This window comes from Saccharopolyspora ipomoeae (assembly GCF_029952525.1).
Classification (GTDB): domain Bacteria; phylum Actinomycetota; class Actinomycetes; order Mycobacteriales; family Pseudonocardiaceae; genus Saccharopolyspora; species Saccharopolyspora ipomoeae.
The window spans coordinates 15,142-33,696 of the sequence record NZ_JASAOF010000020.1; the positions used below are offsets into that span (position 1 = coordinate 15,142).

The 18,555-nt window shown below is 67.0% G+C and carries 17 protein-coding genes; 10 read left to right on the forward strand and 7 right to left on the reverse strand.

Annotated elements, in window-relative coordinates; all coding sequences use genetic code 11:
* Window positions 1-379 precede the first annotated feature (379 nt).
* On the forward strand, window positions 380-1,606 hold the full coding sequence (locus tag QFW96_RS23780; RefSeq protein WP_281457940.1) for a hypothetical protein: 1,227 nt from the start codon (window positions 380-382) through the stop codon (window positions 1,604-1,606).
* 118 nt (window positions 1,607-1,724) lie between these two features.
* On the opposite strand, the gene QFW96_RS23785 is transcribed toward QFW96_RS23780, so the two are convergent.
* The 3 genes from QFW96_RS23785 to QFW96_RS23795 form a co-directional block, all read right to left on the reverse strand.
* Window positions 1,725-2,327, reverse strand: a complete 603-nt coding sequence (locus tag QFW96_RS23785; protein WP_281457941.1) for a hypothetical protein — start codon at window positions 2,325-2,327, stop codon at window positions 1,725-1,727.
* 123 nt (window positions 2,328-2,450) lie between these two features.
* Window positions 2,451-3,440 (reverse strand): WD40 repeat domain-containing protein, encoded by a 990-nt coding sequence (locus QFW96_RS23790; protein ID WP_281457942.1) that lies wholly within the window; start codon window positions 3,438-3,440, stop codon window positions 2,451-2,453.
* Entirely contained in the window at window positions 3,437-3,928 is a 492-nt protein-coding gene (locus QFW96_RS23795; protein ID WP_281457943.1) for a SigE family RNA polymerase sigma factor, read from the reverse strand. Before QFW96_RS23795 ends, QFW96_RS23790 begins: the two co-directional genes overlap by 4 nt.
* Window positions 3,929-4,206: 278 nt before the next feature.
* Between QFW96_RS23795 and QFW96_RS23800 the strand changes: the two genes are divergently transcribed.
* The 3 genes from QFW96_RS23800 to QFW96_RS23810 all read left to right on the forward strand — a co-directional run bounded on the left by QFW96_RS23800 (window position 4,207) and on the right by QFW96_RS23810 (window position 7,546).
* Window positions 4,207-5,031, forward strand: a complete 825-nt coding sequence (locus tag QFW96_RS23800; RefSeq protein WP_281457944.1) for an LLM class F420-dependent oxidoreductase — start codon at window positions 4,207-4,209, stop codon at window positions 5,029-5,031.
* Window positions 5,032-5,195: 164 nt separating this feature from the next.
* Entirely contained in the window at window positions 5,196-7,343 is a 2,148-nt protein-coding gene (locus QFW96_RS23805) for a carbon starvation CstA family protein (RefSeq protein WP_281457945.1), read from the forward strand.
* Window positions 7,340-7,546 carry a YbdD/YjiX family protein gene (locus QFW96_RS23810; protein WP_281457946.1) on the forward strand — a complete coding sequence of 69 codons (207 nt, stop codon included), beginning with the start codon at window positions 7,340-7,342 and terminating at the stop codon, window positions 7,544-7,546. Before QFW96_RS23805 ends, QFW96_RS23810 begins: the two co-directional genes overlap by 4 nt.
* Window positions 7,547-7,553: 7 nt before the next feature.
* Here QFW96_RS23810 and QFW96_RS23815 read toward each other — a convergent pair whose 3' ends face one another.
* Window positions 7,554-8,177: a TetR/AcrR family transcriptional regulator gene (locus QFW96_RS23815; protein WP_281457947.1), complete on the reverse strand. Its 624-nt coding sequence runs from the start codon at window positions 8,175-8,177 to the stop codon at window positions 7,554-7,556.
* A 122-nt stretch (window positions 8,178-8,299) separates the two neighbouring features.
* On the opposite strand from QFW96_RS23815, the gene pobA reads away from it, so the two are divergent.
* A complete protein-coding gene (gene pobA, locus QFW96_RS23820) occupies window positions 8,300-9,472 on the forward strand; it encodes a 4-hydroxybenzoate 3-monooxygenase (RefSeq protein WP_281457948.1) in 1,173 nt (390 codons plus the stop codon).
* Between the two features lie 181 nt (window positions 9,473-9,653).
* A complete protein-coding gene (locus QFW96_RS23825; protein ID WP_281457949.1) occupies window positions 9,654-10,349 on the forward strand; it encodes a class I SAM-dependent DNA methyltransferase in 696 nt (231 codons plus the stop codon).
* Here QFW96_RS23825 and QFW96_RS23830 read toward each other — a convergent pair.
* Window positions 10,346-11,404 carry a hypothetical protein gene (locus QFW96_RS23830; protein WP_281457950.1) on the reverse strand — a complete coding sequence of 353 codons (1,059 nt, stop codon included), beginning with the start codon at window positions 11,402-11,404 and terminating at the stop codon, window positions 10,346-10,348. The two genes, QFW96_RS23825 and QFW96_RS23830, sit on opposite strands and share 4 nt — an antisense overlap.
* Before the next feature lie 276 nt (window positions 11,405-11,680).
* On the opposite strand from QFW96_RS23830, the gene QFW96_RS23835 reads away from it, so the two are divergent.
* Entirely contained in the window at window positions 11,681-11,881 is a 201-nt protein-coding gene (locus QFW96_RS23835; protein WP_093420904.1) for a cold-shock protein, read from the forward strand.
* A 54-nt stretch (window positions 11,882-11,935) separates the two neighbouring features.
* Here QFW96_RS23835 and QFW96_RS23840 read toward each other — a convergent pair whose 3' ends face one another.
* Window positions 11,936-12,316 (reverse strand): DUF4440 domain-containing protein, encoded by a 381-nt coding sequence (locus QFW96_RS23840; RefSeq protein WP_281457951.1) that lies wholly within the window; start codon window positions 12,314-12,316, stop codon window positions 11,936-11,938.
* Between the two features lie 488 nt (window positions 12,317-12,804).
* Between QFW96_RS23840 and QFW96_RS23845 the strand changes: the two genes are divergently transcribed.
* From QFW96_RS23845 to QFW96_RS23855, 3 genes are read left to right on the forward strand one after another with little or no spacing between them, the layout of a single operon-like run.
* Window positions 12,805-13,074 (forward strand): hypothetical protein, encoded by a 270-nt coding sequence (locus QFW96_RS23845; protein WP_281457952.1) that lies wholly within the window; start codon window positions 12,805-12,807, stop codon window positions 13,072-13,074.
* Window positions 13,075-13,080: 6 nt separating this feature from the next.
* A complete protein-coding gene (locus QFW96_RS23850) occupies window positions 13,081-14,829 on the forward strand; it encodes an alpha/beta hydrolase (protein WP_281457953.1) in 1,749 nt (582 codons plus the stop codon).
* A gap of 3 nt (window positions 14,830-14,832) precedes the next feature.
* Window positions 14,833-15,141: a hypothetical protein gene (locus QFW96_RS23855; RefSeq protein ID WP_281457954.1), complete on the forward strand. Its 309-nt coding sequence runs from the start codon at window positions 14,833-14,835 to the stop codon at window positions 15,139-15,141.
* 58 nt (window positions 15,142-15,199) lie between these two features.
* On the opposite strand, the gene QFW96_RS23860 is transcribed toward QFW96_RS23855, so the two are convergent.
* The gene (locus QFW96_RS23860) at window positions 15,200-18,475 is read right to left on the reverse strand and encodes an NACHT domain-containing protein (RefSeq protein ID WP_425524789.1); all 3,276 of its coding nucleotides are present in this window, start codon (window positions 18,473-18,475) and stop codon (window positions 15,200-15,202) included.
* Between the last annotated feature and the right edge of the window lie 80 nt (window positions 18,476-18,555).

Consider the following 18,555-nt stretch of genomic DNA (forward strand, 5'->3'; position numbering starts at 1 on the left):
CTGACCTCCGCTATTCGACGAGGGACGTCTTCCCCTACGACCTCGCGAACCCGGCGATCATCAGTTGCGGCGTCATTCTGCATCGCAGGTGGAGATCTTCGCCACCGCGACATCAACACGCGTCCACCACCGAAAACGCCCGGCACCAGCCGAGACCACTCGTGCTCCGGCGACGAAGATTCACTGAAACCGCTGATCCGAGCGTCGTGCCGGGTGATCGACATCCCTCGGACGCAGCAATCCGACCTCGGCAGACGAGTGGCGATTACCACTCGATCGGGCGAATGCGCGATCTGGGGTACGCGGCGTCCCCGCCCCCGCTACCGTCGTCGGGTCGGCCTGGAAGGGCCCGGCACACCGCGATTCCCGAGGAGGCCCGATGCACCTGGTGCGGCTCGGAGCGGAACCGACCGAGGTCGGCGCCGACGTCCGGGCGGCCGTCGCCGCGTGGGGCGCGGGCCGTTCGGTGCTCGGCGGCGTCGCCGTGCTCGGTTGTCGCCCTCCTGGCGGTCCGCGCGAGCTCGACGCGGTGATCGTGCTTCCCCGCGGGGTGATCGTAGTGCTCGGCGTGGACCTGCCGGAGCCCGCGTTGAAGCTGGAAGCCCCGGTGGGCACGCCGTGGACGGTGGACGGCTGGCCGCTGGTGCGCACCGAGGGCAAGGTCAACCCGGCTCAGGAGGGGCTGGAATCGGCGGCTGCGCTGGCCCGCGGGTTGCAGACCCGCGGTCTCGAACCGCTGCCGGTGGCGGCGGTCGTCGCGGTCGGCCCCTACGTCGGGCAGGTCACCCAGCCGACCACCGACCTGCACCGCGGGGTGCGGGTCGTCTCGCCGAACACGACCTCGGTGCTGTCGGCGGCGCGCGAGCTGGCGACCTACGAGAGCTCGTGCGGCGCGGGGTCGGCGCGGGCGCTGCTGGAGGTTCTCGGCGCCGAGGTCACCGACGAGCAGCTGGTCGAGGAGGGGTTCCCGGCCTCGCCGGACGTGGACCTGTCCCGCGTCGAGACCGCGCTCATCCCGAAGTACTCCGAGGACCCGCCCGCCGCCGAACCCCCTCGATCGGCACCGCGCGGCAAGCTGATCGGCGCAGCGGTGGCGGTGCTGCTGTGCGCGCTGGTCGGCGCGCTGCTGCTGGGGTCTCCGTCGGCGAGCCCGCCCGAGGCGGCCGCGCAGCGGGTCGACGGCGTGGAGTTCGCGCTGCGCGCCGCCGACCACGTCGCCGCGTGCGCCCCGAACTCCTACGGCGACGTGCAGCGGTGGTTCCAGCAGCAACCGTGCCGGAGCCTGCGGCGCGGGGTGTTCGAGACGCACCTGGGCCCGTCGCCGGTGGCGGTGTCGGTCGCGATCGTGGACGTGGCGGACCAGGGTTCGGGGACGCGGCTGCGCGAGCTGCTGGAGTCGGCCGGGACCGGCGGCGTCACCGATCTCCTCGCGCAGGGCCGCGGTTGGCCGGGCGCTCCGCGCGAGTTCGGCGACGCGGCGCAGGCCGTGCAGCAGAACGGAACTCAGGTCCGGGTCGTGCAGGTCGTCTGGTCCCAGCGCCCCTCCCACTCCGACGACCTGGAGCTACGAGCGATGGCCGAACGCGGCCTCCGGCTCAACCCCTAATTGCCGTTGAGGAAAATGCGTTGCTTGGCGGTGCGGGTGGCGGAGGGGACAACACGGCGGTGCAGGTTGCTGACGTGGTGAAGGAGAATGCGGCTCCGCCGCACGGTCGAGGCGACCCTCAGGCCCGTTCGCGGTCGGTGATCTGGGTTTCCTCGCGTCGCTGGGCCGGGACCGGGCGAGGCCCCTTGGTGAGGTAGGGGTTGCCGAGCCGGGTGAGGAAGAGCATCGGCGCGTAGAGCGGCACCACGGCGGCCAGGGCGGCGGCGGTGACCCCGGCGCGCACGACGTCGTTGGGGTACAGCGTCGTCCCGTCCAGGAATCGGCGGGACAGCTGCGCGGTGATCCACAGCAGCAGCACGAAGCCGACCATGCCGGCCAGCGCCGCGAGCATCGCGGGCCGGTAGCCGAGCCGTTCGGCGCCGAGCATCACCGCGACCCAGCCGAGCAGCGCGGGCAGCTGGCCGCGTTCGGTGGTGGCGGCCCACAGCAGTCCGCCGAACAGGGCGAGCCCTCCGCCGCTGTGCTGCCAGGTCTCGGTGACCCGCTCCGCCCAGCCGCCGCCGGTCATCCCGAAGCGGGCGGCGAGATCGCCGAGCACGCCCAGCGCGCTCGGCGCGTCGTCGGGGTCCACGAACTGCCCGGCGATCCACGCCAGCGCCCACAGCGACACGCAGCACGCCACGAGCTGCTGCCACCGGGGGCGGTCCAACGCCACGAGCACCAATCGCCGCAATCCCCGCACGACCACCCCAACCCTTCCGCGCCCCGGCCCTCGTGGGCCTCCACGAGGATGGGGCACCTCCCGACCCGCGACCAACTTCTCTCCCCCGCTCGGGTGAAGGCGTCAGAAGGTGGCGGGGACCCGGCACTCGCAGGGCAGCGGGAGCGGGAGGATCTGCGAGCCGTCGACCAGCCACTGGCCCCGGCCCGGGAGGGCGACCAGGGCCCGGCCCTGGACGTCGGTGGACAGGCCCACCGGCCCCTCGGTCAGCGGTGGTGTGGCGAAGGGGGTGCCGGCGGCGATCTTGCGGCCGCTGTCGGCGGCGTAGGTGGCGACCCGGGCGCGGTCGAGCGCGGTGCAGTCGGCCGGTTCCAGGGCTGCGATGTCCTGGCCCGCTCCGGTGATCGCCAGCGGCGCGCAGGGCCCGGTCGGCAGCTCCTCAGCCCCGTCCACAGTGGTCGGTTCGGGTCCGGTCAGCAGGAGTTCGGCGGGGCCGCCGCGCTCGGCGAGCAGGGCCAGCCTGCCGTCGCCGGACAGCGCCAGGTCGAGCACCCGCAGTCCCGGGGTCGGCAGGTCCCGGCGCGCACCACCGGCCCACACCACGACGCGATCCCCGTCGGCGTAGGCGACGCGACCGCCGTTGGCGGTGAGCGCGCGGCCGTCGCGGACCTCGGCCAGCGGACGCTGCCCGCCCGCGGCCACCTCGACGACCCGGCCACCGTCGCCAGTGGACACCGCGGCGTACACCCGCCCCCGGTCGCCGGCCAGCTCGGTGACCTCTCCCCCGTCGATGCGGGCCAGCTCGGCCTGCTCGCGCCCGGAGGCGACGTCGAACGAGGCGATCACCCCCGCCCCCACGGCGGCCAGGTAGTCGCCCGGGCGGACGCTCACCGGTTGCGGCGTCGGCGTCTGGAATCCCACCGCGACGCCCGCGAACACCGCCACCACGACGGCCGCGGCGACGATCAGGAACGTCGGTCTCCGGTACGGCGCGCGACGACGCCGTGCTGCCGACAGCAGCTTGGGCAGCGCGTCCGGCGCCGGTTCGACGTCGGCGACCGCCCGCTGCAGCCGGGCGCGCACCAGCTCGGTGTCGCGATCGAGTTCGTTCACACCCTCTCCCCCAGCAGTTCCGACAACCGCGACACACCGCGTGAGCAGTAGGACTTCACCGAACCCTGACTGCACCCCATCACCTCGGCGGTGCGGATCTCGCTCAGATCGGCGTAGTAGCGCAGCACGATCGCCTCCCGCTGCCTGCGCGGCAGCCGCGCCAGCGCCTGGGCGAGCACGGCGCGGTCCAGCCCGCGCCCGGTGTCGTCGGGCAGGCTGTCGTCCACGGCCAGCTTCGGCAGGTACTTGCGCGCCACCAGGCGTCTGCGCAACGTCGATCTCGCCCTGTTGAGCACCGCCTGCCGCAGGAACGCCAGCGCCTTGTCGGGATCGCGCAACCGGTTCCGCGAGTCGAACACGCGCAGGTAGGCGTCCTGCACGATGTCCTCGGCGGAGGCGCGGTCGTCCACCAGAAGCACCGCGATGCGCAGCAGTTGCGCGTAGTGCTCCTGGTAGAGGTCGGTCAGCTTGCTCGTCAGCTCGTCCATGACCGCCGACCTGTCACCGGGCCGGACGGTCGCAGGAATTGCGATCGACACCGTCACATCTGTGCACGACGCCCGGGACCCCCTCCTGGGTTGTGGCCGGTTCTCGGTCGTTACCGAATCGGCAGCGATCAACTGCGGCGACTCTACCGACGCGCGGCCGTGTTGATCAGTCCGTCGGGCGCATTCACGCCACCGGCCCACGCCCCGGGACCGCCTTGCCGTCCACCGCGCGCACCGGTAGGGCTGGTGGCGGCCGCATCCTGCGAGGAGGAGTCGCCATGAAGTTCGGCATCTCGACGTTCGTCACCGATGAGGGCATCTCGCCGGTGGATCTCGGCAGGGCTTTGGAGGAGCGCGGTTTCGACGCGCTGTTCCTCGCCGAGCACACCCACATCCCGGCCAGCCGCGAGTCGCCGTACCCGGGCGGCGGTGAGCTGCCGCGGATCTACTACCGCACGCTGGACCCGTTCGTGGCGCTGTCGGCGATCGCGCCGGTCACCGAGAACCTGCTGCTGGCCACCGGTATCGCACTGGTCGTCGAGCGCGATCCGATCACCACCGCCAAGGAGGTCGCCAGCCTCGACCTGATCTCGGGCGGCCGGGCCGTCTTCGGCGTCGGCGCCGGCTGGAACCGCGAGGAGATGCGCAACCACGGCACCGATCCGCGCACCCGGGGCAGGCTGATGGACGAGCGGATCCGGGCGATGCGCGAGATCTGGACGCAGGAGAAGGCCGAGTTCCACGGCGAGTTCGTCGACTTCGACCCGATCTACGCGTGGCCGAAGCCGGTGCAGCGGCCGCACCCGCCGATCTACATCGGCGGTGAGAGCGAGCGCTCGATCGCCCGGGTCGCCGAGTTCGGCGACGGCTGGCTGCCGCGCGGCGGCACCGAGAACCTCGGCGACCTCATCTCCCGGGTGCGCGACGAAGCGGGGAAGAGGGTCCCGGTCACGCTGTTCGGCGCCGAGGACGACGCCGCGAAGCTCACCGGCTACGCGGAGGCCGGTGTGGACCACGCGCTGCTGATGCTGCCGACGCGTCCGCGCGACGAGACGCTGCGGAAGCTCGACGAGCTGGCCGCGCTCACCCGCGACGTCGGGTGAGGACTTCACATCCTGATTACGCTGGCGAAACGGGCTGGACATTCCAGACGCGCGCGCCGATGCTCTAGAACTGCTGTGCACACGCGTCTCGCACAGCAGGATTGGAGTCCGAGACGGTGGCTACGACAACGGCCCCGAGCGGTGGATCGGCTCGGAAGCGCAGAATGAGTGCCAAGGAAATCGTGGTCTGGGTGCTGGTCGCGCTCGTCGGCGCGGTCAGCTGGGGCGTGATCGCGCTGGTGCGCGGTGAGGAGATCTCGGCCGCCTGGCTGGTCTTCGCGGCGCTGGCCTCCTACGCCATCGCCTACCGCTTCTACGCGCGGTTCATCTCCAAGCGGGTCCTGGGCGTCGACGACAAGCGGGCGACTCCGGCGGAGCGGCTCAACAACGGTGCCGACTTCCACCCGACCGACCGGCGGGTGCTGTTCGGTCACCACTTCGCGGCGATCGCGGGTGCCGGTCCGCTGGTGGGCCCGGTGCTGGCCGCGCAGATGGGGTACCTGCCCGGGACGATCTGGATCATCCTCGGCGTGATCTTCGCCGGTGCGGTGCAGGACATGGTGGTGCTGTTCTTCTCCACCCGCCGCAACGGCCGCAGCCTGGGCCAGATGGCTCGGGAGGAGATCGGCCCGGTGGGCGGCGTGGCGGCGCTGATCGCCGTGCTCGCCATCATGATCATCCTGCTGGCGGTGCTGGCGCTGGTCGTGGTGGGCGCGCTGAAGGGGTCGCCGTGGGGCGCGTTCTCCATCGGCATGACGATCCCGATCGCCCTCTTCATGGGCTTCTACCTGCGCTACCTGCGCCCGGGCAAGATCGTCGAGGTGTCGGTGATCGGCATCGTGCTGCTGCTGGCCGCGATCGCGGGCGGCAGCTGGGTGGCCGAGTCCGGAATGGCGGAGTTCTTCACCCTCTCCGGCAACGAGGTCACCTTCGCGCTGATCATCTACGGCTTCATCGCCTCGGTGCTGCCGGTGTGGATGCTGCTGGCGCCGCGCGACTACCTGAGCACCTTCATGAAGGTCGGCGTGATCGTGCTGCTGGCGGTGTCGATCCTGATCGCGATGCCGGCGATGCAGACCGAGGCGGTCACCGACTTCGCGCTCAACGGCAAGGGCCCGGTGTTCTCGGGTGCGCTGTTCCCGTTCGTGTTCATCACGATCGCCTGCGGCGCCCTGTCCGGGTTCCACGCGCTGATCTCCTCGGGCACCACGCCGAAGATGGTCGAGAAGGAATCGCAGATCCGGGTCATCGGCTACGGCGGCATGCTCACCGAGTCGTTCGTGGCGATCATGGCCCTGGCGGCGGCCTGCATCATCGATCCGGGCATCTACTTCGCGATGAACATGCCCGCCAACGCGCTCGGCGACACCGTGCAGTCGGCGTCGCAGGCGGTGGCCGGCATCGGCTTCCACGTCACCCCCGAGCAGCTGTCGGCGGCCGCCGCGGCCGTCGAGGAGGAGACCCTGGTGGGCCGCAGCGGCGGCGCACCGACCCTGGCGCTGGGCCTGTCCGAGGTGTTCTCGCAGGTCATGGGCGGGGACGCGATGAAGGCGTTCTGGTACCACTTCGCGGTGATGTTCGAGGCGCTGTTCATCCTGACCACTGTGGACGCCGGTACCCGGGTTGGCCGGTTCATGCTGCAGGACACGGTCGGCAACGTCTGGAAGCGCTTCGGCGACGTCAGCTGGAAGCCGGGCAACTGGCTGGCCAGCGCGATCATCGTGGGCGCGTGGGGCTACTTCCTGTGGGCCGGCGTGAACGACCCGCTGGGCGGCATCAACCAGCTGTTCCCGCTGTTCGGCATCGCCAACCAGCTGCTGGCCGCGGTGGCGCTCGCGGTGGCCACGACGCTGCTGATCAAGGCGGGCAAGGCGAAGTACGCGTGGGTCACGCTGATCCCGCTGGCCTGGGACGCGGCGGTGACGCTGACGGCGAGCTGGCAGAAGATCTTCTCCTCCGACGCCAAGATCGGGTTCTTCGCGCAGCGCGCCTCCTACCAGGCGGCGCTGGACGCCGGGCAGACCAGCAAGGGCAGCGCCTCCACCGTGGAGGAGATGCAGAAGGTGGTCGTCAACTCCACTGTGGACGGCGTGCTGAGCGTGCTGTTCGCGGTGCTGATCATCATCGTGCTGGTGGACGCCGTCCGCGTCTGGATCAAGGCGCTGCGCGCCACCGAGCCGCTGCCCAGCACCGAGGCCGAGTACGTCGAGTCGGAGCTGTGGGCGCCCGCGGGCCTCATCCCGACGGCCGAGGAGCGCCGGAAGCAGAAGGAGCTCGCCGCGACCGGGAGCGGGAGCGGGAGCGGGAGTTGACCGGAACGACGCTGACCAGGCTGCGCGGATCCGTCCGCGCGGCCTGGCAGATCGTGCGCGGCGTGGTGGGTGAGACGGCCTACGAGACCTACCTCGAACACCACCGCACCCACCACCCGGACCAGCAACCGATGTCCGAGCGCGAGTTCTGGAAGGCCCACATCGACAAGCAGGACGCCAACCCCGGCTCCCGCTGCTGCTGAGGTTCGTTCAGAGGTCGGAGGTTTCCGCGGGAACCTCCGACCTCTTTCGCGTTCCGACCAGCACCACGTCGACGAGATCGTCGACGTGGTCGGCGTTCTGGGAGTCGAGCAGGTGCGCGGGCGTGGTGTGCACGTGGTTGGTGACCGCGCCCGCCACCAGGTCGGCGACCAGGGCGACCGAGGTGTGCGGCGGCAGCTCGCCCCGGTCGATGCCGCGGCGGACGATCGCGCGCGTGGCGCGGATGTGCTCCGGGTACGGGTCGTCGGCGAAGGCGTCGGCCAGCTGCGGCGAGAAGGTGGCGTCCACGCCCAGCCGGAAGATCAGCGCGCCCTCGTCGGTGCGCAGGTAGTCCCGCCAGCCGCGCGCGAAGGCCAGCAGGTCCCCGCGCAGCGAACCGGTGTCGATCTCGGCGATGAACCCGGCCCGCTCCCGCACCGCCGCGACCAGCAGCGCGGCCTTGTCCGGCCAGCGCAGGTACAGCGAGCCCTTGCCGATCCCGGAGCGGCGGGCGACCTCGTCGAGGGAGAAACCGCTCCAGCCGCGCTCGGCGTAGACGGTTCGCGCGGCGGCCAGCGCGCGCTGCTCGACCCCGGGATCGCGGGGTCGTCCCGATCGCTGCGCCTTCGCCACGGGCACATCCTGGCATCCGGGGGTCCGTTTTCCGTCCAGCAGAAGCGGAGGCATCCTTCGAGCGGGTCCCGGATCCGACAGTGATGCTTGTCCGTGGTCCCCCGGAGAAGTGAGGCCGTGTTTTGCGTACCCAGGTCGCGATCGTCGGCGGTGGTCCCGCCGGTCTGCTGCTGTCCCACCTGCTGCACCTGCAGGGCATCGACTCGGTGGTGCTGGAGCGGCGCAGTCAGGAGTACGTCCAGCAGCGGGTCCGCGCGGGCGTGCTGGAGCAGGGCACCGTCGACCTGCTGCGGGAGGTCGGCGTCGGCGAGCGGATGCTGCGCGAGGGCGACCGGCACGAGGGCGTGCACCTGCAGTTCGACGAGGAGCGGCTGCACATCCCGTTCACCGAGCTCACCGGCCGCGCGATCACCGTCTACGGCCAGCAGGAGGTCGTCAAGGACCTCAACGAGCGGCGGCGCGCCGACGGCGGGCAGGTGCTGTTCGAGGTCGACGACGTCGCCGTCCACGACGTCACCACCGACAGCCCGAGCGTGACCTTCACCCACGACGGGCGGGCGCAGGTGCTGCACGCGGACTTCGTCGCCGGCTGCGACGGGTTCCACGGCGTGTGCCGGGACGTCATCCCGCCGGACGTGCGCCGGGTCTACGAGCGCGTCTACCCGTTCGGCTGGCTGGGCATCCTGGCCGAGGTCGCGCCGTCCACCGACGAGCTGATCTACGCCAACAACGAGCGCGGGTTCGCGCTGCACAGCATGCGCTCGTCCACGATCAGCCGCTTCTACCTGCAGTGCGCGCCGGACGAGCAGCTGGACGACTGGTCCGACGAGCGCATCTGGGACGAGCTGCGCACCCGCCTGGCCTCGCCGGGCTGGAAGCTGCAGGAGGGGCCGATCATCGACCGCTCGGTCACCGCGATGCGCAGCTTCGTGGCCGAGCCGCTGCGCCACGGCAGGCTGTTCCTCGCCGGGGACTCGGCCCACATCGTCCCGCCGACGGGCGCGAAGGGTCTGAACCTGGCGGTGGCCGACGTGGACCGGCTGGCGGAGGCGCTGGTCGACCACTACCGCACGGGCAGCGACACCGGACTCGACGAGTACTCGGCGAGGTGCCTGGAGCGGGTGTGGCGGGTGCAGCACTTCTCGTGGTGGATGACGTCGCTGACGCACCGCTTCGAAGGCCCCGACCAGGCCTTCGACCGCCGCCTGCAGCGCTCCCAGTTCGACTACCTCCGCTCCTCGCACGCCTCGGCGACGACCCTCGCCGAGAACTACGTCGGCATGCCCCTGCGCTGACCACTCCCGTCCCCGGTACCCGATTACGGCGGTATTCCGGTACCCGATTACGGCGGTATTCCGGTACCCGATTACGGCGGTAATCCGGTACCCGATTACGGCGGTAATCCGTGTCGAGTGCCTGGACCCGGTCCGGAAAAGCGGTTTCGGACGGCTCGCCCCGTGCGCAAGCATGGATCGCGTGGATTTCGAGACGTTTGACGCGCGGGGGTACCGGACCGTCGATGTCCGGACCGGGTACGGCGAGTGGGTCGCCCACTACGAGAGCACCGTCGAGGACGTGATGGACCTGGCGCTGCTGGAGCGCCTGGCCGAGCCGTCGTGGTCCCAGGTCAGAAGGGCGGCCGATCTCGGCTGCGGCACCGGCCGCACCGGGCAGTGGCTGCGGGACCGGGGTGTGCAGCACGTCGACGGGGTCGACGTCACCCCGGAGATGCTGGACCTGGCCCGGCGCAGGGGCGCCCACGAGCGGCTGGTGGAGGCCGACGCCTCGGCGACCGGGCTCCCGGGCGAGTCCTACGACCTGGTGATCTGCTCGCTGATCGACGAGCACCTGCCCGACCTGCGCCCGCTCTACGCCGAAGCGCACCGGCTGGCCACCCCGGGAGCGGCGTTCGTGCTGGTCACGTACCACCCGCACTTCATCATGACCTCCGGCATGCCCACCCACTACACCAACGCCGAGGGCGAGCCGGTCGCGATCGCCACCCACGTCCACCTGATCAGCGACCACGTCGCGGCGGGCGTCGGCGCGGGCTGGCGCCTCGCGGAGCTGCACGAGAACGTCATCGACGACGACTGGCTGCGCATCAAGCCGAAGTGGGAGCGCTTCCGCAACCACCCCTTCTCAGCCGCCTACACCTGGCGCAAGAACTAGCCCTTCCGGTACGCGGAGGCCTGACCCGGGCGTGTCCGGAGACCCCGGAGCCGCCACCGCCACCCGCGCGGCCTCGGTGGCGGTGGTGGTTCGGGCAGGACCTCATCGGGATCGGAGGGCGCCCAGGTGGCGAGGTCCTCGGGCTCCCCGCGCCAGAAGACCGGTTCACCGACGTCGAGGTCATCGGTGAACCAGTACGTCTGGTCGGGGTCCCAGCCCGCGAGCATCGTCCGCGCCTCGCCCACGGGCAGCGCCCGCCCAGCGGTGGTCAGGTATCCGGCGCAGGTCAGGTGCACGGCGTCGTGGTCGGCGGCCACGGCGTTCCAGTCCGGGATGAGCCAGCGGCCGGCCCACCCGGTGACCCGCCACCAGTCGTGCCTGCGGGACAGCGTCACCTCCAGCGGGTAGCGCTCGACGATCTCGCACCACGCCTCCGGCCCGGTGATCTCGAGGACGCGCGGCTCCCGGGTCGCGCGCACCGACCGGCACCAGGCCCATTCCGGACCGAAGCTGTCCTCCTCCAAGCACAGTCCGAGCGCTGCGGGCCGCGCCCGCGTGGTGGTGATCAGCTCGCGGGGCGGCGCGGACCACCAGTGCCCGCTGAAGTTCGCCGACGGGTCGGACGGCCGCTGACGAGATCGGCGTTCGTCCTCAACGGTCTCGTCCCGCCACCGGCTCATGATCTCGGCACCCGGTCGATCCGTGGGCGGTGTCGTCCGCTCCATCTCGACGTGGACCTGGGCATCGAGGTCGATTCCCGAGGACCACCACCTCGCGGCCGGGGCGGAGGCGATGGCCCGAGCCACCGGCAACAACCGCGGTCCGATGCCGGGGTCCGCCAACGCCTGATCGACGGCGTCGGGTTCCTCCCAGTACATCGCCACGTCGACCGAGCTCGCCAACGCCGCGAGCAGCTCCCTGGCTCCCGGGGTCCCGAGGTCGCGCTCGACGAGCTCCCCCACCTCGTCCGGCCGCAGCACCTGGCGTCCCGCGAGCGCGCTGACGCACGACCGCCGTCCCCGCGGCGCTGCCACCAGTTCCTCGGCGAACCCCATGCCCGGACGGTAGCGATCGCCTCCGCTTCCCCGACACCGAATTTCCGACCCCGGTGTCGCAGCGTGTCCGGTGTGGTCCCGGGGCGAGGTGTGTAAGCTGGGCCGCGGTCGTTGTTTTTCTGGGTTCGTGTTTGCGCACGCTCGCAGGATTGTGATGCGAGCGAGCAGCTGTCCCCCCTGGTTGCAGTTGGAATAGCCGCCGTTCGAGATCTCCGGCCCGGGCTCTCACGCGGTGTGGGCGCCCGTCACACGCTCCAACTCCCAGGAGGAGAAGACATGGCACAGGGAACCGTGAAGTGGTTCAACGCTGAAAAGGGCTTCGGCTTCATCGCCCCGAACGACGGTGGCCCGGACGTGTTCGTCCACTACTCGGCCATCGACGCCAGCGGCTTCCGCAGCCTCGAGGAGGACCAGCAGGTCACCTTCGAGGTCACCCAGGGCCCGAAGGGCCCGCAGGCCAGCTCGGTCCGCGTCTGAGCCTCGTAGAACCAACGCGCCGGCCGCTCACTCACGTGAGCGGTCGGCGCGTTTTTACGTCACCGGTGTTCCCCGGTGGTGGAACATCTGCCGGCGACCCGGCCCCACGCGCCGCCACAGCGAGGTGCGGTTCGATCGCCGACCCCCGAACTCGCTGGTGTACTTGAGCATCACGACGCCGTCGGCGACGAGCCACCCGCGCAGGTTCCGCACGCTGACCGACGCACCTCCCGGATCCGTCTCCGCCGCAACGCGATCAACCACTTCGCGCCCGAACTCCCCGCCGGACGAACCGAACTCGTGGAAGTCCGGCGCCAGCAACCGCCCCAGCCGACTCGCATCAGCCCGGCACGCGTTGCTCAACGACTCCAGCTCAGCCGCCACCGCCTCCGCGACCTGCCCATCAGTCCCGAGAGCCACATCCCCCTCACCCACGAGAACAACCATGGCACCGCGGCGCTCAACCCATAACCCGCCCAGCCCGAAGAGCGCCGCGCCGAAGGCTCGGCGAAGTGGAACTGTTCGAAAAATGTGCGGGGAAAGCGTGGAGAGGATCTCTCTGCCCTTTCCCCACACATGATCCAGCCGCGAAGACGTGGGGCAGGTGGGACTTGAACCCACGACCTGACGGATTATGAGTCGGCCATCTGTTATCGCACCGTTGTAAAACAGGGGCAAATCGGGCGCTTAGAGGCACGTCCCCGGCCTCCAGCGGGCATCCTTCGCAGGAGTTCGCACCCAGTCCCGCACCCAGCGGTCCGCCCTCCGTCGGAGTAGCCCACATCACGGCCGCGCTGATACCGCTGCTCTGTTCGAGTGGCGACGGTCGAGAATGAGTAGAACTCCGGAGTTCTCCGCAGGTCAGGTTAGTTATCGTCCCGGGCACTGACACAACGTGACCTTTGCGGAGAGGGGCCAAGTTGGTGTTGCGGATCGAGCCGTCCAGGCTCGGCGTGATGGCTGGCGGCTTGGAACGGTCGACCGACGAACTGGGGCGTGCTCAACCGTTGCCGCCTGGCGACGCCGGGCCTTCGAGTGCGGCGGTTTCAGCGACGACAGCCGATCTGTTGCGGGTTGCCGCCGGATTCGTGGAGACCGTGCATCGCGGCGCATCGAACCTGGACGCGAACAAGGCGACCTACAGCGGCACGGACGACGGCAACGCCGGGATGTTCGAGCGGGTGGGGCGCTGACCGATCGTGCTGAACACATGGGTCGCCGGAAATCCCGGCGCGATGCGCGGCTACGCGCAGCAGGTGCACAAGCTCAGCAGCGGTGTCGAAAAGGTCGCTACCGGTGCTTTCGACGCTCGGAATCAAGCGGCATCTGAGTGGGACGGAGCCGCCTCGGAGGCATTCCAGGGTTGGACGTCTCAGCAGGGCGGCGACGGTGACGCACTAGCGGGGATGTTCGGCCGAGTCGCTAGCGCTGTAGAGGCGTGGTGCGACGAGATCGACACTGTGAAGTCGCGGATGGAGCAGGCGAAGCAGGTCGCGAACGGTGGCGGTCTCATCGTGCTCCGCGACCTGATCTACCCACCGAAACCGCTCCCCGCAGCGGATCCGAACGCGATCCCCGGGAGCGGCACGCAGCCTCCTCAAGCCCAAAGCGAGGCGGCACAGGCGAAGCACGCGCAGGCGGAAGCCGCCTATGCCGAAGCTGAAGCCACGGTGACTCAAGCACGCGATATGGAGCGCTCGGCACACGCCCAGCTCATCCGCGCATTGGATGCGGCCAAGAACGACGTGGGGCTGATCTCCCAGGCCGGAGTGTGGGAACAGGCCGGCGCGAATCCATCCAGCCCAGCAGGTACGGCGCTCGCGGGCGCCGCGACCGCGATGGAGACACGTGCTGCTGAGGCGACCAAGGGCATTTTCGAGCAGGCCACGGCACACGGACCAGCAGCAACACGTGCTTGCTGGGATTCGCTATCGACAGCGCAGCGAGCAGACCTGATGGACCGATTCCCACAGATGATCGGGAACGGCAACGGCCTGCCCACGACCGTCAGGCACGAGGCCAATTTGGCACTGCTCGCCAGCCAGCGTCAGGCGCTGGAGTCGAAGTACCGTGCTGTGCAGCAGCGAATCGCCGACATCCGTCCTGGTGATGGTCTGGCCGCTGAGAAGGAGCGGCTGGAGACACAGAAGGAGCAGCTCGAGGAGTCACTTGCTGGCCTCAAGCAGCTCGATACGACTGTCCACCAGCCCGGCCACTACCTGTTGGGCATCGATGCGACTGCGAGCGGTGGTCGCGGACAAGCCATCATTGCGAACGGTAATCCGGACACAGCGCAGAACGTCATGACGACTGTGCCGGGAACCTACTCCGACCTCGGCGACGTCATGAACTACTCGACTGACGCCGACAAGGTCATGCAGCGCGCGCAGGCACTCGAACCGAACCAGTCCTTCGCCTCGATCACCTACGCCGGGTACGAGTCACCGCCGAGCCTCCCGGACGCCGCCAATGGCCGCTTCGCCGAGGAAGGAAGCCGCGGCCTCTCGGAGTTCCAAGAAGGGCTGCGTGTCGGCCACGAACTCGACCAGCCAAGCAACAACACGGTCATCGGGCACTCGTACGGAACTACGGAAGTCGGATACGCCGCACGGGATCACGGTATCCACGCGGACAACATCGTGTTCCTCGGCTCCCCCGGCGTCGGCGTCGACCACGCCAGCGAACTCGGAGTCGACCCGAACCGTGTGTGGTCCGGTACAGCCAATCTCGACGTGATCGACTACGCGACCCCCTCGCCGAACCCAGCCGATTACGGGCGACTTGAAACCACCGATGATCACTGGTTCGGCCGGAACCCATCGGATCCGAGCTTCGGCGGCCAGGAGCTCCCGGTCCACGACTGGTCCTACCACGGCGACTACTGGACATACGACGAGTCTGTTGATGGGATGGCTCGCGTCGTCGCCAACCACGGCAAGGGAAACTGACTGATGAAAATCGACGCCACGAAGCCCGCGACTGCCGGGACCGTCGTAGGTTGGCTCTTTCTCGCACTGGCAATCGCCGTCTGGCTCGTCGTCATCCCCTTGACCGGGTCAGCCCTCTTCTTCGCCACCCGAATCACGGCTGAGCCCAGCTTCGCGACTATCGGAACCGTGGTCTACGGAATCGTCGGCGCGATCGGATTCACCGCCGTCGCCGCCACTGAGCACCGATCAAGCCGCCCAGCCCTCTGGATTTACCTTGCACTACTTTCCCTAGCTACAATTGTCGCTGTCGCACTGAATCTCAAATTCTAAGGGTCATTCAGACAAAGGTTTCCCAGCGACAACCGAAACTTGGTAACGGGCTGTCCTGCTAGAGGTCGACTTTTAGCTGATCACCCAAAGCTTCCCCACCCTGCACCTCTTGGCCTGCCTCAATATGCACTTCGATATTCCTATTACCCGCGAATGGCGTCAAATCAACCCCTGCAGAAATTCCCGCGATTCGAATAGACTCGAGCTGCGGAAGGGCGGAAATTGGCCGCAGGTCGGCTATTCCTTCGCAGCCAGACAACTGGATCACCCTGAGATTTGTGAGCCCTTCCAGCGGCGCGAGATCGCTGATTCCTGTCCCCCCGACATCCAGACGCTGTAGGTTCGTTTGCCCAACCAAGTCGTCCAGGTGGGTCACAGCCGTACCTTTAAGCTCCAGATATTGAAGATCCAATTTCCGGAGAGGGGATAGATCCTGCACCCATTTGCAGTCTTCGAGATCCACTACCCGCAGATTTGGCGCGGCGTTAACCAAGTCACCTAGGGACCCTTGAGGCAAACTTGACCGAGATAGGCTAATGGATTCTACTGCCTTAAGCGCAGGAAGCTGACTAACATCGCGCAGCGCCAGACAATCGAACAAAGTTAGAGATTCAAGCTCAGTGAACCGCGACAGAGAAGAGTAGTCTTGAACCTTTTTGCAGTTGATAAGAGACAGACTACGTAAGGATTCCGGAAGATTCTCAAGGCAACGTAGGTCCTCTCCGGAAAACGCCCCCAAAGTGACATCCTTAAGGTAAGGTAATCCAGGCATTGAGCCGTCATCAATCGGGGCGCCGAACGTATAAAGAATTAGGGTTCGAAGAGTAGAGGAATGCCTTTCCAGGACACTGAGGTCAATAGGAGTGCCTGAACTTTCGAAGAGTTGCCCCCATACCTCGTTCAGAGGGGAAATCTTCCCTAGGGCAGCAAAATGGCTGGAGTTTACTACAATCGCTTTTCCTCCACGCGGCGCCAGAGCCAGAACGCGTTCCGCATACTCTTCCACATCAAAGTATCGCCAGGCCTTGTAAAGTTCGAAGGTGGCTCGTTTGTCACACGCGTACCGAGACAGAATCTCAAGCGCTTCGGGCCCATTTATCAACGCCGCAGTCTGAACGGTCGCATTGGCGACGGCTTTAGACAAGCCCTCTAGAGTTTTGGGCAATCGTGCTAGAACAGGTTCACCAGCCGTCGCCAACGTTCGTGCTGCGCGTTCGCTACGCGGCGGAACAAGATCAGCCAAGCACCGGTCGAGGGCCAACTTCAATTCTTCCGGAACCGAGGGAAGCGTCTCCAGGCATGCCACTGCCAAAAGTTTAAGTCGTCGAGCATGCCGAGGCTCGTCCTGTGCGCGGTCGAGGATTCCTTGGATTAGTTCTCGCCGCAAAGGATCGTTCGCGTGGCCAGCCGCCATCACCACCGTTTCACGCCATTGGTCACGGTGCGCGTATTGTACGAGTAGGTCCATATCACCAAGATCGGCAGCTTGCTTGGCCGTGAGATACTCTTGGACTGTACGGTGTACGAAATCAATCTTTTCGGGAACCGGTTCGCGGATAACGCCACTACGCTGCAAAAGCGCATCAAGAACTGTCTTGGAATCTGCACGAACTTGGGGCATCGCCATTAAACGGTCTGATACTAGCCGCTGCACCATCGGCTTTGGCAGTTCGACTCGGTTACTCATCGACAGATTCCATGCCAGGTTCTGCAGTAGGCTTACTTTCTGATCACGCTCCATCGGGGTAGTCCAGGAACTAGGGATGTTACGTTTTGCATCTCTCGTTTCCAGCAGCATCTCAAGAGCTGCGGAATAAAGTCCCATACGGCTGCGAGGAAGCGTCTCACGATCGATGTTGAGAGCACAAAGCATTGCTGCAAGCAGTGGGGTTGTAGCCAAGCTTCGCAAATGTGGCGAAGATTCGAGCCTGGCGAGCAGTTTGGCCTCATAAGCTGGTAACTTCTCAGGTGGACATGGAAGGTCAGCACACTCTCTGACTGCATCATGCCAATGGCGCACTAAGGCGCTTAGGTCCGCCGCTCCCAACTGTTCCAGGAACGCAGTGTTGAAACCTTCGTTTCGTAGCCAACCTACATTGGCAGCTGCGGGACGCGAGGTAACTACAATCCGGATAGCTGGAAACTCATTAACAAGCCCCTTAAGCCACTCACGAACGGCCTGCCGTTGGGGTGCAGTAACCTCGTCAACTCCGTCAACCAGCAAGACGGCCTGACCCGAACGGAGACGCTGATGCACCCATCCAGGCGGCATAACTCCAACAATTGTGCCGGCCACATCATCGAGAAATTCTTCCGGCCGAGGTAACCGTCCACCTGAGTAGCTGCGCAACTTGATCAGGAATGGTGTACAGCCGTTTAGGCTGGACAACTCATCAGTGAATGCGCTACGAGCCGCCGTGACCGCAAGCCAGCGTAAGAGGGTACTTTTCCCGCCTCCAGCCTCACCACGAAGGAGAATTAAACGGTGATCGCTCAGAACCCGCTCAACACGGATGGCTTGGTTTTCGCGATTTTCTGGATACCAGGCGCTAACGGGAAGAGCGCTCCGCTTGTCCGTGGCGGTTGTTTGATCCTCTTTCGACACGCTTAATCCGATGTACGCGACGCTCAACCGCGTTTGTGGGCGACTTAGGCGTTCAAAGCGCAGACCGAACAGCTCGAGATGGTCTAGATCATCGCGAATCTTCGCCAAATAGCGCCGACTGAACTCGTCTTCTGCCTCGCCTTCCGTTGCCGTAAGTGACCGAATAGGCAGTCGAGACAGCACGGTCTCAACTTGATTTGCCATAGTAGACAAGCGAGAAAGTAGCTCTGCGGTAGCACGGGGTTCGAACTGAGGCAAGTGAACTAACGTGCGCGCCAGGGAGGTGCAACACTCGTCAAGAATAACATCGTACAGTCGTCCCCCTGCCTCCCCGAGCTGAAACTCCGCCTCTCGCGCGGGCAACGTTGTGCGTAGTCGTCGTGCCAGCTTCACCGGGTCCGCATCATCAGCCATTATTGCCTCGTCGGAAAGGTCAGCATGGTTGAGTGTAAGGACTACCTGATGCAGTACCGCCTCGCGATCACCGTCGCTAAGATCGCGGAACTCTTGCTTAACGTGGGCCAGGAGACGTTCGGTCACCGCGTCCACGATGGAATCGAACTGACGCTGAACCCTTCGCCGCCTAATCTCGTCAGGAAACCCAGTCTTGATCAACTCAACGAGGTCGGTAGAAGCTTCCCCCCTTGAGGTGCGGCTCGCTAGCCAGCGACCAACAACGAGATTTGCGACTGCCTTTCCGGCACCTAGTGCTGCCGTTTCAACGGACAACGGGTCCCCCTGTCTCCTGCCTCGTGCCCACCAACCTTGTCTATCAGGGTGTGGTGCAGAGGTCGAGAGGCTAAAGGCCT

Bases quoted from the DNA above. Each gene is read 5' to 3' on its own strand.
- QFW96_RS23780 (WP_281457940.1), top strand. From the start codon at position 380: ATGCACCTGGTGCGGCTCGGAGCGGAACCGACCGAGGTCGGCGCCGAC.
- QFW96_RS23795 (WP_281457943.1), bottom strand. From the start codon at position 3,928: ATGGACGAGCTGACGAGCAAGCTGACCGACCTCTACCAGGAGCACTAC.
- QFW96_RS23800 (WP_281457944.1), top strand. From the start codon at position 4,207: ATGAAGTTCGGCATCTCGACGTTCGTCACCGATGAGGGCATCTCGCCG.
- QFW96_RS23805 (WP_281457945.1), top strand. From the start codon at position 5,196: ATGAGTGCCAAGGAAATCGTGGTCTGGGTGCTGGTCGCGCTCGTCGGC.
- QFW96_RS23830 (WP_281457950.1), bottom strand. From the start codon at position 11,404: ATGGGGTTCGCCGAGGAACTGGTGGCAGCGCCGCGGGGACGGCGGTCG.
- QFW96_RS23835 (WP_093420904.1), top strand. From the start codon at position 11,681: ATGGCACAGGGAACCGTGAAGTGGTTCAACGCTGAAAAGGGCTTCGGC.
- QFW96_RS23855 (WP_281457954.1), top strand. From the start codon at position 14,833: ATGAAAATCGACGCCACGAAGCCCGCGACTGCCGGGACCGTCGTAGGT.